A 12,397-nucleotide genomic window follows, 5' to 3' on the forward strand; every position below is an offset into this window, starting at 1 on the left:
CGCAGGCTAGGTCGCAGTGACGGGCGCGGCGGCACCGGCCCGGGCCGCGCGCGCACGGAAGGGCCGCTGGCAGCGCGGGCAGAGGTGCGACGAGCGGTTCATGAACGCCTCGCGCACGATCGCCGTGCCGCAGCGCGGGCACGGCTTGCCCTGCTGCCCGTAGGCGTTCAGGCTGTGCGAGAAGTAGCCCGAGGCGCCGTTCACGTTCACGTACTGGGCGTCGAAGCTCGTGCCGCCCTCGGCCAGCGCCTTCTCGAGCACGAGCCTCACCTCGGCCAGCAGCTCCCGGGCCCGGGCCCGCGGCAGACGGTCGGCCGGATGCTCGTAGTGCACCCGCGCCGCCCACAACGACTCGTCGGCGTAGATGTTCCCGATGCCCGAGATCAGGGTCTGGTCGAGCAGGGCGCGCTTGATCCCGGTGCGCTTCCGGGCGAGCGCCGCGAAGAAGGTCTTCTCGTCGAACGCGGGGTCGAGGGGGTCGCGGGCGATGTGCGCCACCTGGCCGGGCACGAGCGCGAGCGTGTCGCCGAGCATCCGCCCGCCGTCGAAGCCCGAGTACCCGCCGGCTGCACCGTCGGCGGTGGGCACGAGGCGGTCGACCGCCATCGAGCCGAAGATGCGCTGGTCGACGAAGTTCACCCAGAACTCGCCGTGCTCCGGATGCTCGATCTGCAGCCGGATGCGCAGCAGCCCCTCCTCGGCGGTGCCCGGCGTGCGCAGCAGCACCTGACCGCTCATGCCGAGGTGCGCGACCAGCGCCTGCGGCCCGGGCGTCTGGGCACCGGACGACTGGGCACCGGTGGCCTCCCCCGCCGCCAGCGGGAACCACAGGAACTTGCCGCGGCGCACGGCCGCGAGCATCCGACGCCCCTCGAGCAGCGCCTCGAAGCGGCCCTCGAGCGCGCTGTGCCGCTTCAGCGACCGCGTGTCGAACACCTCGACGCCCGTGATGAGCGCGCCGGTCACGGCCGGCTCGAGGCCCGCGCGCACGACCTCGACCTCGGGGAGCTCGGGCACGACGGAGTCAGGCCTTCGAGCCGACGGAGGGACCGGCGCCGAGCGGCCCGAGCTCGGCGAACGCCGCCGCCGCCGCGACCGACTCGGCCTGCTTCTTGCTCGACCCGGTGCCCGAGGCGCTGATCGCGCGCTTCTTCCCCGCGGCGGGCAGCGTCACGGTGGCCGTGAACTGCTTGCGGTGATCGGGCCCCGACTCCTCGATCGCGTAGACGGGGGCCTCGTAGCCGTGCCGCGCTGCACGCTCCTGGAGGCTCGTCTTCGGGTCCATCGAGATGCCGAAGCGCCCGGGGTCGTTGGCGAGGGGCATCACGAGGCGCAGCACGAGTGCCGTCGCCACGTCGGGCCCCTGGTCGAGGTAGGTCGCGCCGATCACCGCCTCGACGGTGTCGGCGAGGATGGACGCCTTGTCGCGGCCACCCGTGAGCTCTTCGCCACGACCGAGCTTGATCACCTCGCCGAGCCCGATCGACCGGGCGATCTCGGCGAGCGCGACCGTACTCACGAGCGACGCGCGCCGCTTGGCGAGCTCGCCCTCGGTGAGCTCGGTGAAGGTCGTGTAGAGCATCACCGTCACGGCCTGGCCGAGGATGGAGTCGCCGAGGAACTCGAGCCGCTCGTTCGTGGGCACGCCGCCGTGCTCGTAGGAGTACGAGCGATGGGTCAGTGCCAGGTCGAACAGCTCGGGGTCGAGATCGATGTCCAGGCGCGCCAAAAGGCGCGACCGCGCATCCGGAACTTCAGACACCGGTCGAACCTCTCGAAGAACTGCTAAACGTCGGCGACCTTGCGGCCCTTGTACTCCATGAACAGGGCGGTGCCTGCGGAGTCCTCGACGACCTTCGCGCGGTGCGGGAGGCTGTAGGTGGTCTTGCCGTTCTCGATCGTCTTGACGAGCGTGGGGACCTCGGCCTTCCACTGCGAACGACGCGCGTGGGTGTTGGAACGTGACTGCTTCCGCTTCGGAACGGCCATGGTTGTCTCTCTTCTTCTCGGTCGGCGTGCGCTCCTGGGCGCGCGGCCGGCGGTTTACGACCCCGTGCCTACTTGGCGTCGGTGTCTGTGTCTTCGGAAGCGTTCGACCCCGTGGTGGTGCTCGACCCCACGGTGGTGCTCAGTCCGGCCAGTGCCGACCATCTCGGGTCGATCACGTCGGGTGCGGGTTGTGCCGGATGTTCGGCCAGACGCTCGCCCGTCACCGGGTCGAGTCCTGGGCAATCCGGCGTGCACACCGGTTGGAACGGCAGTGCCAGCACCACCGCATCCCTGATCAGAGGTTCGAGATCGACATGGTCGTCGTGAACCTCGTGATCGAAAGCTTCGTCAGAAGAATACGCGAAAAGCTCCTGGAATTCGACTTCGACCGTCTGGGCGATGTCGCGGAGGCATCGACTGCACTCCCCGACGGCCTCCGCCGAGACCTCGGCGGACACCAGAATGCCTTCGTGCACCGACTCCAGACGGACGTCGACGTGCAGTTCCTCGCCGGCCGGCACGGCCATCAGGCCCTCGCCGAGCTTCTCGCCCGTGGCGATGTCGAAGAGGTGCTCGCGCATCTCGCCCGGCTTGTGGAGGAGATCGCGCACGTTGACCGTGTAAGGGGTCTTCTTGAATGTGCTCACCGAGAGATTCTACCGGCTCCCACCGACACCGGGGTCAGTAGCGACACCGGGGTCAGGAGAGGGGCCGGGGTCAGGAGAGCGGCCGGGGCGGGTTGCGGTGCAGGTTGGCCGCGACGACCGCGTCGGCCTCGGCGCGCAGGGCGTCGACGACGGTGCGCACGGCGAGGCGCTCGGCGCGGTCGGGGCGCATGAGCGCGAAGATGTGCCGTTCGGCCACGACCCCGCGCAGGTTCTTCAGCACGATCTCGCTGCGGTACGCCCCACCCGCCGTGTAGCACGGCAAGATGGCCACCCCGAGCCCCGCGGCCACGAACGCCTCCGTGACGCGGGTGTCGCCGAAGCGCTGCACGACGTTCATCGGGGTTCCGGCCGCCGAGGAGATGTCGAGGATGGTGCGCTCGAACGGGTAGCCCCAGGGCACCCCGATCCAGCGTTCACCGATCAGGTCCTCGGGGTCGAGCAGCTCCTTCTCGGCGAGCGGATGCCCGGGCGGCAGCGCGATGTCCAGCGGCTCGGTCATCAGCTTCACGGCCGCGAGCTCCGTCGAGGGCCAGTTCGTGGCGGCCGAGGACGCCGTGTGCGCGAGCACGATGTCGAAGTCGGCGGTGAGGGCCGGGAAGTCGTCGCTCTCGGGGTCGCGGTCGCTGCAGTGCAGCGTCAGCCCGCCGACCTCGTCGAGACGGCGCACGACGCCCGGCAGCAGCATCTGGCCGCCGGTCGGGAAGGTCGCGAGCGACACCTCGCCGGTCGGGTCGTTCCGGAACTCGTCCCAGAGCGCGTTCGCGTGCTCGATGGCCACGGCCACGTCGGTGGCGCTGCGCGCGAGGGCTCGCCCCGCATCCGTCAGCACGATGCCGCGGCCGGCCTTCTCGGTCAGCGGCAGACCGGCCTCGCGCTCGAGCACCCGCAGCTGCTGCGAGACCGCGGAGGGGGTGCGATGGGTGGCACGCGCGACCTCGGTGATGCTGCCGCGCTCCGACAGTTCCCGGAGCAGTTCGAGGCGTCTGACGTCCATGTAGCGACTCTACAACGCCGAAGCGGGGCACCCAGGCGACGCTAAATGGTCACCGGATGCCCCGCCGCAGCCGGAGGGCCCGCCCGAAGCAGACGCGGCTCAGGCCAGGTCGGGCAGCTCCGAGAAGGCCTGGTCGTAGATCGCCAGCGCCCGCTCCGCCTCGGCGTCGGTGACGACGCACGGCGGCACGACGTGCAGGCGGTTGTCCGCGGTGAACGGCAGCAGCCCGAGCGAGAGCAGCTTGCCCTTCAGCGCCGCGATGCCGGCCGCGGACAGCGGCGTCCGCGCATCCGCGTCGCTGACGAGGTCGAGCGCCCAGAACACGCCGAGCCCGCGCACCTCGCCGATGACGTCGTACTTCGCCGCCAGCGCCGCGAGGCCCGGCCCGAGGATGTCGCGCCCGATGTGCGCGGCGTTGTCGACGATGCCCTCCGACTCCATCGCGTCGATGGCCCCCACGATGGCGGCCATGGCGAGCGGATGCCCGGAGTACGTCAGCCCGCCCGGGAACACCGCCTCATCGAAGATCTCGGCGATGGCCGGGCTGATGATCACACCGCCGGCGGGCACGTAGCCCGAGTTGACCCCCTTCGCGAAGGTGATCAGGTCGGGCTCGACGAACGACCCGTCCGAGGCGGTCAGCGCCTGGAACGCGAACCACGACCCGGTGCGGCCGAACCCGGCCATCACCTCGTCGAAGATCAGCACGATGCCGTACTGGTCGGCCAGCGCCCGCACGCCCTCGAGGTAGCCGGGCGGCGGCACCAGCACGCCGGCGGTGCCGGGCACGGTCTCGAGCAGGATGGCGGCGATCGAGGACGCACCCTCCGACACGATCACGCGCTCGAGGTGCTGCAGCGCACGGGCCGACTCCTCCTCCGGGCTCGTCGACCAGAAGTCGGAGCGGTAGGCGAAGGGGCCGAAGAAGTGGGCGTGGCCGCGCGAGTACTCGTTCGGAACGCGCCGCCAGTCGCCGGTGGCGACCACCGCGGCTCCGGTGTTGCCGTGGTAGCTGCGGTAGGTCGAGAGCACCTTGTCGCGGCCCGTGTAGAGGCGGGCCATGCGGATGGCGTTCTCGTTCGCATCCGCTCCCCCGTTGGTGAAGAAGACCTTGCTGTACCGGCTGCCCGCCTTTTCGAGAATGCGCTGGGCGGCCTTGCCCCGCGTGAGGTTGGCGGCGGCCGGCGCGACGGTGGTCAGCACGTCGGCCTGCTCCTTGATGGCGGCGACGACGGCGGGATGCTGGTGGCCGATGTTCGTGTTCACGAGCTGGGAGGAGAAGTCGAGGTACTCGGTGCCCTCGTAGTCCCAGACCGTCGAGCCGAGGCCGCCGGCGATGACCATCGGCTTCAGCGAGGCCTGGGCCGACCAGGAGTGGAACACGTGGGCGCGGTCGAGCTCGAGGGCGAGCTGCTGGTCGGCGGGGTCGAGATCCATGGTGCGTTTCTTTCTGTCAGTGCGGTGCGGGTGGTGAGGGAGGGTGGCGCTGCCGCCACCCTCCCCTGGTGACGAGTGACTACTCGCCGCCCTCCTTGAGGGTGACGTCGATGGGCGTGTAGCCCTCGCCCATCACGTCGACGCCCTCGTCCTTGAGCTCGGCGAGCGCCTTCTCGACGTACACGTTCGAGAACGCGGTCGCGGGTGGCTCTTCGGAGATGACGGTCGCGCCGGTCTCGTTGGGGGTGTCCATGGCGATCTTCACCGTCTGGTCCCACTGGTCCTGGTTGATCGTGCCGACGCCCGAGGTCGAGGGCCAGATCAGCTTGTTGACCTCGTTGGTCATCCAGAGCTGGTGGCTCTCTCCGAGCTGCGAGCCCGAGGCGGTCACGATGTTCGCGGCCTCCTCCGGGTTGTCGCGGGCGTAGGCCCAGCCCTCGATCGAGGCCTTGATGAACTTCACCGCGGTGTCGGCGTAGTCGGCGTCGTCGGCCAGGCGGTCGGAGTCGGCCCAGATCGCATCCTGGAGCATCGCGGTGCCCTCGGTGTTCCAGTCGATCACGTTCAGCTGGTCGGGGGTGAAGAGCTCACCCGTGGCCGGGTTCTTCGTCTCGAGCACCTGGGCGTACTCGTTGTACGTCATGGCCTGGGCCGCGTCGATGTCGCCGGCGAGGAAGCCGTTCATGTCGAACGCCTGCGCGACGAGCGAGATGTCGTCGAGCTTCACGTCGGCCTTGTTCATACCGGCGAACAGCTCCCACTCGTTGCCGTAGCCCCAGCTGCCGACGGTCTTGCCCGACAGGTCGGCGGCCGTGGTGATGTTCTTGTCCTTCATCGAGACCTGGGTGGTGCCCGAACGCTCGAAGATCTGCGCGATGTCGGTGACGGCCGCGCCCTGCTCGATCGAACCGAGCACCTTCGGCACCCAGGAGATCGCGAAGTCGGCGTCGCCGCCCGTGAGCACGTCGATCGGCACGATGTCGGTGGCACCCTCGAGGATGGTGACGTCGAGGCCCTCCTTCTCGTAGAAGCCCTGATCCAGAGCTGCGTAGTAGCCGGCGAACTGGGCCTGCGAGAACCACTGCAGCTGCAGCGAGACGGGGGTGAGGTCGCCGTCGGAGGCCGAGTCGGTGGAGTCCGACGAACCGCCGCTCGAGCATCCGGTGAGCACGATCGCGGTGGCGGCCAGGGCGCCGATGCCGCCGATGACGCGGGAGCGGGTGAGACGTGTGCTGTGTTTCATGTCGTTCCTCCTCTGGTGGTGCTGGTGGGTGGTGCGGGTGGTGGTGCCGTGGTGCGGGGTGGTGCAGCTCGTGGGGTGGTGCGGGCGGCTCAGGTGCGCGGCTTGTAGTGCCGCGTCGCGAAGGTCTCGATCGCGAGGGTGACGCAGTAGAACACGAGACCGACGATGATGGCGCCGAGCACGTAGGCCCAGGCGAGGTTGTAGTTCGACGACGACGCGGCCGAGGTGATCGACTTGCCGAGGCCCCCGACGGGCCCGCCGAAGTACTCGGCGATCAGCGCCGAGATCACGGCGAGGCTCGAGGCGATCCGCAGTCCGGTGAAGATGAACGGCAGCGCCCCGGGCACGGTCACCGTGCGGGTCGTCTGCCACGCGGATGCCGCGTACACGTGCATCAGATCGCGATGCACCGGGCGCACCTGCCGCAGTCCCCGCAGCGTGTTGATGTACACCGGGATGAACACCGCCAGCGCCGCCACGAGCTGCCGGGCCGTCTCGGCACCTGCGCCGAACATCGTGTACAGCACGGGTGCCAGGGCGACGATCGGCACCACGGCGAGCGCCGCGACGATGCCGGCCGTCAGTTCGTCGACGACCCGCGCGAGGGCGGCGAGCACGGCGAACAAGATGCCCACGACCCCGCCGATGACCAGCCCGACGAGGGCGTTGCCCCCGGTCACCAGCGCTCCGGCCACCACCGAGGCGATGTTGTCGCCGAACTCGGTGCCGATCGCGAGCGGCCCGGGCACGATGAACGGCTTGATGTCGAAGGCGACGACGAGCAGCTGCCAGAGCGCGAGCGCGACGACACCGAGGATCACCGGCGCGAGCACGGTGCGCAGGGTGCCGGCGGAAGCCCTCATCGGTTCTCCACGCCCTTGATGCCGACGGGCGCCTCGCCGTGCAGCAGCTCGCGCACGCGGCTGACGTTCTCGAAGAACGCCTCGTCCTCGCGCAGGTGCTCGTCGCGGTCGGCGGTGCCCGGCAGGGTGATGCTCAGGATGTCCCGGATGCGGCCGGGCCGCGGCGACATCACGACGACCCGGTTCGACAGGAACACGGCCTCGGGGATGGAGTGGGTGACGAACACCACCGCCGCGCCGGTCTCGCCGGTGATGCGCACGAGCTCCGTCTGCATGCGCTCGCGGGTCATCTCGTCTAGGGCGCCGAAGGGCTCGTCCATCAGCAGCAGTCGGGGGCTCTCGGCGAGCGCCCGCGCGATGGCGACGCGCTGCTGCATTCCGCCCGAGAGCTGGTCGGGGTAGCTCTCGGCGAAGTCGCCGAGTCCCACGAGCGCCAGAAGTTCGGCCGACCGCTTCTTGCGCCCCGCCGAGTTCACCCCGTGCAGCTCGAGCGGCAGCTCGATGTTCGCCGCCACCGTGCGCCAGGGCAGGAGGCCCGACTGCTGGAAGGCTATGCCGTACTCCTGGTCGATGCGCGCCTGGCGGGCGGTCTTGCCGAACACCGTGAGCGTGCCCGCCGAGGGCGTGTCGAGGTCGGCGATCAGGCGCAGCAGGGTCGACTTGCCGCAGCCCGAGGGGCCGATCAGCGAGACGAACTCCCCCGGTGCGACCGTGAGGTCGATGTTCTCGAGCGCCGTCACCGACGCCTTGCGCTTGGCGGTGAACACCTTGTCGACGCCGGTCACCTGGACGGCGGCGGTTGCGGATGCCTCGCTCATGCGGGCACCTCCCCTCTGCGGAAGCGCCGGAGCAGGACTCCGAGCAGGGCGATGACGCCGGCGGCCACGAGGCCGACGGCGATGGCGCCGAAGATCGGCGCCCAGGTCTTGGCCGGGTCACCGGACGCCTGCTGGGCGAACTCGATGATCATCCGGCCGATGCCGCCGCGGAGGCCGATGGAGACCTCGGCGACGACGGTGCCGATCACGGCGTTGGCGGCGGCGAGCCGGAGGGCCGGCAGCAGGTAGGGCACGCTGGCCGGCAGGCGCAGGGTGAACAGCGTCTTCCACCAGCCCGCGCCGTAGCTGCGGAACAGCTCGACGTGGATCGCGTCGGGCGAGTTGAGCCCCCGCAGCGCCCCGATCGACACCGGGAAGAAGGCGAGGTAGGAGGCGATGATCGCCACCGACATCCAGCTCTCCCAGGTGAAGTCGCCGAACTCGAGCTGCGCGCCCCAGCGCCGCACGAGCGGCGCGATGGCGATCAGCGGCACGGTCTGGCTGAGCACGATCCACGGCAGCACCGCCGACTCGGCCGTGCGGAAGCGCTGCATCAGGATGGCCAGCAGCAGGCCCACGACGACGCCGACGATCCAGCCGACGGCCGCGACCCCGAGGGTGAACAGCGCCGCCTGGGTGACGGCGAGCCAGACGGGCTGGGCGTTCCGGCCGTTGCCCGTCTGCTCGAACATCCGCCCCACCATGTCCCAGACGTGCGGCATGGCGAGGTCGGTCGTGCGCGGCAGCACCGTGAGGTCGCCGACCACGACGCCCGTTGCCGGGCCGATCGCCTTGTAGAGCTCCCAGACGACCACCACGAGCAGCACGCCGCCCGCGCCGAACGCGACACGGGTCGCGGTCGTGCCCGAGCGCCGCGCGGCCGGACGGCGGTCGCGGGTGCCCGACGGGGAGCGTCCGCTCATGCCTTGGCCGTGATGTGGTCGCGGAGGGCCGGCATCACGGTCTCGCCGTACACGCGGAGGGTCTCCTCCTTGTTGTCGTGCTGCAGATAACCCGCGAACTGGGTCACACCGATCTCGGCGTACTGCTTGAGCTTCTCGATGTGCTGCTCGGCGGTGCCGAGCACGCAGAAGCGGTCGACGATGTCGTCGGGCACGAAGCTCGTGTGCGTGTTGCCGGCGCGGCCGTGCTCGTTGTAGTCGTAGCCCTCGCGGCCCTTGATGTACTCGGTCAGAGCATCCGGAACCGCACCGCTCTCGCCGTACTTCGCGACGATGTCGGCCACGTGGTTGCCGACCATGCCGCCGAACCAGCGGCACTGGTCGCGCATGTGCTCCCAGTCGTCGCCGATGTACATCGGCGCGGCCACGCAGAACGCGATCTCGTCGGGGTCGCGCCCGACGTTCTCGGCGGCCTTGCGGACGGTGGCGATCATCCATTTGGCGATGTCGATGTCGCCGCACTGCAGGATGAAGCCGTCGCCGACCTCGCCCGTGAGCTTGAGGGCCAGCGGGCCGTAGGCCGCCACCCACATGTCGAGCGACGAGCCCTTGCTCCAGGGGAACTGGAGGGTGGCGCCGTTGTACTCGACCGCGCGCGAGTTCGCGAGCTCGCGGATGACGTGGATCGACTCGCGCAGCGTCTTCAGCGTCGTGGGCGCGCCGTTGGTGACACGCACCGCCGAGTCGCCGCGGCCGATGCCGCAGATGGTGCGGTTGCCGTACATCTCGTTGAGGGTCGCGTAGATCGAGGCCGTGACCGTCCAGTCGCGGGTGGCCGGGTTGGTGACCATCGGGCCGACCTTGATCTTGTTCGTCTCGGCCAGGATCTGGCTGTAGATGACGTACGGCTCCTGCCAGAGCAGGTGCGAGTCGAAGGTCCAGAAGTAGTCGAAGCCGTACTGCTCGCTGAGCTTGGCGAGACCGACGGTGCGGGCTGCCGGGGGGTTGGTCTGAACGACCGCGCCGAAATCCATGCTGTGCTGTGTCTTTCTCTAGGCGTTCAGATCAGGTACTGGCTGAGGCCGCGCTTGAAGTACGCACCGTCGCCCTTTTTGCCGAGGTACTCGTTGGAATCGACGATCCTGCGACCGCGGGAGAACACGGTGTCGACGTGGCCGTCGATCTCGTAGCCCTCCCAGGCCGAGTAGTCCATGTTCATGTGGTGCGTCTTCTCGAGGCCGATCGAGGTGTGCCCGTTCGGGTCGTAGATCACCACGTCGCCGTCGGCCCCGGGCTGGATGACGCCCTTCTTGCCGTAGATGCCGAACATCCGCGCCGGGGTCGTGCTGGTCAGCTCCACCCAGCGGGGCAGGGTGATCTCGCCCATCACGACGCCCTGGTAGATCAGGTCCATCCGGTGCTCGACCGAGCCGATGCCGTTCGGGATCTTCGAGAAGTCGGCCAGGCCCATGTCCTTCTGGCCCTTCATGCAGAAGGGGCAGTGGTCGGTCGAGATGACCTGCAGGTCGTTGGTGCGAAGGCCCTGCCACATGTGGTGCTGGTGGCCCTCGTGCTTCGAGCGCAGCGGCGTCGAGCAGACCCACTTCGCGCCCTCGAACTCGCCCCATTCCGGGCTGGATGCTCCGAGCTGGTCCTCCAGGGAGAGGTAGAGGTACTGCGGGCAGGTCTCCGCGAACACGTTCTGGCCGTTGTCGCGGGCGGCGGCGATCTGCTCGACGGCCTGCTTGGCGCTGACGTGCACGATGTAGAGCGGAGCCCCCGTGAGGTTCGCGAGCATGATCGCGCGGTGCGTCGCCTCCTCCTCGGCCTGCCACGGGCGCGAGACGCCGTGGTAGTAGGGGGTGGTCTCGCCACGCTCGAGGTGCTGCTTCACCAGCAGGTCGATGACCGAGCCGTTCTCGGCGTGCATCATGATCAGCGACCCGTTGTCGGAGGCCCGCTGCATCGCCTTGACGATCTGGCCGTCGTCACTCAGGAACACGCCCTTGTAGGCCATGAACAGCTTGAACGACGTGACGCCCTCGTTGATCAGCTCGTCCATCGCGGTCAGGCTCGAGTCCTGTACGTCGGACAGGATCTGGTGGAACCCGTAGTCGACCGCGCACTGCCCGGCCGCCTTCTCCTGCCACAGGTTGTACTGATCCAGGATGTTCTCGCCGGCGTACTGCACGACGAAGTCGATGATCGACGTGGTGCCGCCGTGGGCGGCCGCGCGGGTGCCGGTCTCGAAGGTGTCGGAGGCCTCGGTGCCGCCGAACGGCATCTGCATGTGCGTGTGCGCGTCGATGCCGCCGGGGATGACGTACTTGCCGGTCGCGTCGACGACCTGGTCGACGTTCCGCTCGATGTCGAAGCCGAGCAGCGTGCTGCCCGGAGCCAGCACGGCGGCGATGGTCTCGCCGTCGATCAGCACGTCGGCCGTGGCGGTGCCCGTGGCGTTGACGACGGTGCCGCCCTTGATGAGAGTCTTCATGGCTGCCCCTCCCCGGTGCCTACGGTGCGACGATCTCGTTGTAGGCGTCGGGACGGCGGTCGCGGTAGAACTGCCAGTCGTCGCGGGTGTCGCGGATGGCGTCGAGGTCGAGGTCTCTGACGAGCAGCTCCTCATGCTCGCTCGAGCCGAGCTCGCCGACGTAGTTGCCGCGCGGGTCGACCACGTAGCTCGTGCCGTAGAAGTCGACGGCGAGGTCGCCGTACTCGTTGTCCTCCTTGCCGACCCGGTTGGGCACCAGCACGAAGTACTGGTTCGCGCCGGCGGCCGCGGGGCCCTCGAGCTCCCAGAGGCGGTTCGACAGGCCGGGCTTGGAGGCGTTGGGGTTGAAGACGATCTGGGCGCCGTTCAGGCCGAGCTCGCGCCAGCCCTCGGGGAAGTGGCGGTCGTAGCAGATGTGCACGCCGACCTTGCCGACGGCGGTGTCGAACACCGGGTAGCCGAGGTTGCCGGGGCGGAAGTAGAACTTCTCGTAGAAGCTCTCGAGGTGCGGGATGTGGTGCTTGCGGTACTTGCCCACGATCGTGCCGTCGGCGTCGACGACCACGGCGGTGTTGTAGTACACGCCGGTCTGCTCCTCCTCGTAGATCGGGAGGATCGTGACCATGTTCAGCTCCTTCGCCAGCGCGGCGAAGCGCTGCACGATCGGGCCGTCGGCCGGCTCGGCGTAGCGGTAGTACTTCTTGTCCTGGGTGATGCCGAAGTAGGGCCCGTAGAACAGCTCCTGGAAGCAGATCACCTGCGCGCCCTGGGCGGCCGCGTCGCGCATGAACTGCTCGTGCTTGTCGAGCATCGACTCCTTGTCGCCCGTCCAGGTGGTCTGGGATATCGCCGCGCGGATCGTCGTCATCGGTGTTTCCTTTCGAAGCGTGCTGTGCAGCCGGTTTTGTTATTATTCGGCGTGAACATTTCTCGTGTGTTTCAGAGTGTGACGCGAGAGTAAATATGTCAAGACTCCCGGGCACCCCCGT

Annotated in this window: 13 protein-coding genes; all 13 read right to left on the reverse strand. The window is 69.0% G+C overall.

The genetic code is table 11. The features are described from left to right. Window positions 1-6 precede the first annotated feature (6 nt). Window positions 7-1,017 carry a bifunctional DNA-formamidopyrimidine glycosylase/DNA-(apurinic or apyrimidinic site) lyase gene (mutM, locus tag HQQ85_RS06095; RefSeq protein ID WP_173181541.1) on the reverse strand — a complete coding sequence of 337 codons (1,011 nt, stop codon included), beginning with the start codon at window positions 1,015-1,017 and terminating at the stop codon, window positions 7-9. Window positions 1,018-1,024: 7 nt separating this feature from the next. After that, complete coding sequence (gene rnc, locus HQQ85_RS06100) at window positions 1,025-1,762, reverse strand: ribonuclease III (RefSeq protein ID WP_173181542.1); 738 nt, start codon at window positions 1,760-1,762, stop codon at window positions 1,025-1,027. 23 nt (window positions 1,763-1,785) lie between these two features. Then, window positions 1,786-1,989, reverse strand: a complete 204-nt coding sequence (rpmF, locus tag HQQ85_RS06105; protein WP_173181543.1) for a 50S ribosomal protein L32 — start codon at window positions 1,987-1,989, stop codon at window positions 1,786-1,788. A 68-nt stretch (window positions 1,990-2,057) separates the two neighbouring features. Next, a complete protein-coding gene (locus HQQ85_RS06110) occupies window positions 2,058-2,636 on the reverse strand; it encodes a DUF177 domain-containing protein (protein ID WP_371741785.1) in 579 nt (192 codons plus the stop codon). A 70-nt stretch (window positions 2,637-2,706) separates the two neighbouring features. After that, window positions 2,707-3,651, reverse strand: coding sequence for a LysR family transcriptional regulator (locus HQQ85_RS06115; protein WP_173181544.1), 945 nt, complete (start codon window positions 3,649-3,651; stop codon window positions 2,707-2,709). A gap of 99 nt (window positions 3,652-3,750) precedes the next feature. Then, a complete protein-coding gene (locus tag HQQ85_RS06120) occupies window positions 3,751-5,088 on the reverse strand; it encodes an aspartate aminotransferase family protein (RefSeq protein WP_173181545.1) in 1,338 nt (445 codons plus the stop codon). Between the two features lie 79 nt (window positions 5,089-5,167). After that, window positions 5,168-6,331 (reverse strand): ABC transporter substrate-binding protein, encoded by a 1,164-nt coding sequence (locus HQQ85_RS06125; RefSeq protein ID WP_173181546.1) that lies wholly within the window; start codon window positions 6,329-6,331, stop codon window positions 5,168-5,170. 89 nt (window positions 6,332-6,420) lie between these two features. Next, on the reverse strand, window positions 6,421-7,194 hold the full coding sequence (locus tag HQQ85_RS06130; RefSeq protein WP_173181547.1) for an ABC transporter permease: 774 nt from the start codon (window positions 7,192-7,194) through the stop codon (window positions 6,421-6,423). Beyond that, complete coding sequence (locus tag HQQ85_RS06135; protein WP_173181548.1) at window positions 7,191-8,012, reverse strand: ABC transporter ATP-binding protein; 822 nt, start codon at window positions 8,010-8,012, stop codon at window positions 7,191-7,193. Before HQQ85_RS06135 ends, HQQ85_RS06130 begins: the two co-directional genes overlap by 4 nt. Then, the gene (locus HQQ85_RS06140; protein WP_173181549.1) at window positions 8,009-8,935 is read right to left on the reverse strand and encodes an ABC transporter permease; all 927 of its coding nucleotides are present in this window, start codon (window positions 8,933-8,935) and stop codon (window positions 8,009-8,011) included. Before HQQ85_RS06140 ends, HQQ85_RS06135 begins: the two co-directional genes overlap by 4 nt. Next, window positions 8,932-9,948 (reverse strand): TIGR03842 family LLM class F420-dependent oxidoreductase, encoded by a 1,017-nt coding sequence (locus HQQ85_RS06145; protein WP_173181550.1) that lies wholly within the window; start codon window positions 9,946-9,948, stop codon window positions 8,932-8,934. Before HQQ85_RS06145 ends, HQQ85_RS06140 begins: the two co-directional genes overlap by 4 nt. 26 nt (window positions 9,949-9,974) lie before the next feature. Next, complete coding sequence (gene hydA, locus HQQ85_RS06150; protein WP_173181551.1) at window positions 9,975-11,408, reverse strand: dihydropyrimidinase; 1,434 nt, start codon at window positions 11,406-11,408, stop codon at window positions 9,975-9,977. 19 nt (window positions 11,409-11,427) lie between these two features. Beyond that, window positions 11,428-12,276, reverse strand: a complete 849-nt coding sequence (locus HQQ85_RS06155) for a nitrilase-related carbon-nitrogen hydrolase (protein WP_173181552.1) — start codon at window positions 12,274-12,276, stop codon at window positions 11,428-11,430. Between the last annotated feature and the right edge of the window lie 121 nt (window positions 12,277-12,397).

It is taken from the genome of Herbiconiux sp. VKM Ac-2851, assembly GCF_013205105.1.
Taxonomy (GTDB): Bacteria; Actinomycetota; Actinomycetes; order Actinomycetales; family Microbacteriaceae; genus Herbiconiux; species Herbiconiux flava.

Excerpts from the sequence above, each read along its gene's own strand:
- HQQ85_RS06115 (WP_173181544.1), bottom strand. The coding sequence starts at position 3,651 with ATGGACGTCAGACGCCTCGAACTGCTCCGGGAACTGTCGGAGCGCGGC.
- HQQ85_RS06130 (WP_173181547.1), bottom strand. The coding sequence starts at position 7,194 with ATGAGGGCTTCCGCCGGCACCCTGCGCACCGTGCTCGCGCCGGTGATC.
- HQQ85_RS06125 (WP_173181546.1), bottom strand. The coding sequence starts at position 6,331 with ATGAAACACAGCACACGTCTCACCCGCTCCCGCGTCATCGGCGGCATC.
- HQQ85_RS06135 (WP_173181548.1), bottom strand. The coding sequence starts at position 8,012 with ATGAGCGAGGCATCCGCAACCGCCGCCGTCCAGGTGACCGGCGTCGAC.
- HQQ85_RS06120 (WP_173181545.1), bottom strand. The coding sequence starts at position 5,088 with ATGGATCTCGACCCCGCCGACCAGCAGCTCGCCCTCGAGCTCGACCGC.
- hydA (WP_173181551.1), bottom strand. The coding sequence starts at position 11,408 with ATGAAGACTCTCATCAAGGGCGGCACCGTCGTCAACGCCACGGGCACC.
- rpmF (WP_173181543.1), bottom strand. The coding sequence starts at position 1,989 with ATGGCCGTTCCGAAGCGGAAGCAGTCACGTTCCAACACCCACGCGCGT.
- HQQ85_RS06140 (WP_173181549.1), bottom strand. The coding sequence starts at position 8,935 with ATGAGCGGACGCTCCCCGTCGGGCACCCGCGACCGCCGTCCGGCCGCG.
- HQQ85_RS06155 (WP_173181552.1), bottom strand. The coding sequence starts at position 12,276 with ATGACGACGATCCGCGCGGCGATATCCCAGACCACCTGGACGGGCGAC.
- HQQ85_RS06145 (WP_173181550.1), bottom strand. The coding sequence starts at position 9,948 with ATGGATTTCGGCGCGGTCGTTCAGACCAACCCCCCGGCAGCCCGCACC.